Annotated in this window: 1 protein-coding gene; it reads right to left on the reverse strand. The window is 37.2% G+C overall.

From position 1 onward, the window contains the following. On the reverse strand, positions 1 to 765 hold a 765-nt coding region (locus tag RR876_RS16625; protein WP_332637146.1), incomplete at its 3' end, for a bile acid:sodium symporter family protein. Positions 766 to 915 lie beyond the last annotated feature (150 nt).

Raw genomic sequence — 915 nt, forward strand, 5'->3', positions numbered from 1 at the left:
TGTACTTGCCATAATGGTCAGTGCGATGGTCATCGCCAAAGTACTGTTATGAATACCAATTTCGAAAGCACAAGCTCTGGCTTGATAAGAATTAATTCCCAACATGCGTGGCACAAAGTAACCAATAAGTAGGCTGATTGCACAGAATAGTGCTGTTGCAAATCCAATTTGCCCAATATATTCGATCAGGTTATTTCGTTCTTTAAAAATTGCCCCAAGAATAATAATCAGTAGAAAAACCACTGCAAAAATTCGAACAGGGCGATTTAGCTTCTCTGCAACGTGTGGGGTATAGTGACGAATCAGCATGCCAATACAGACAGGTACTAAAATAATGAGAAAAACTTGTAGAACCTTTGTAAATTGTAGACCAACGTGCTGACCTTCATTCATAAAATGCAAAATCGAAAAATTCACAATAAAGGGAAGGAACACTGCTGCAACAATTGCATTGATTGCCGTTAAAGTAATATTGAGCGCAATATCACCTTTATATAAATAGCTAAAAAGATTCGCGGTTGTTCCTCCAGGCGAGGCTGCCAAGAGCATTAAACCAACTGCTAGAAGTGGCGGTAGTGCGAATATTTTACAAATTAGAAAAGCAACACCAACCAATAAAATCAATTGGCAAAATAAAGCGATCAAAACTGCTTTTGGATGTTTACTGACACGTGCGAAGTCTTTTAAAGTTAATTCTAGCCCCATACCAGCCATGACAATAGCCAAAGCCATAGGCAAGAAAAGTGTGATCAATCCTGAATCCATAACCGTTCATTCCTTTTGATAAAAAATTATTTTTTTAAGAAGATTAATATTTAAGCAACGCTGACCTTAGTCATCTTATACATTCCTTGTGTATAGAGTACTTTAGGTAATTCGTATACAAGAATCTGTCAGCTAAACGACAACTTAAGC

The organism is Acinetobacter sp. (assembly GCF_036666595.1).
GTDB lineage: Bacteria > Pseudomonadota > Gammaproteobacteria > Pseudomonadales > Moraxellaceae > Acinetobacter.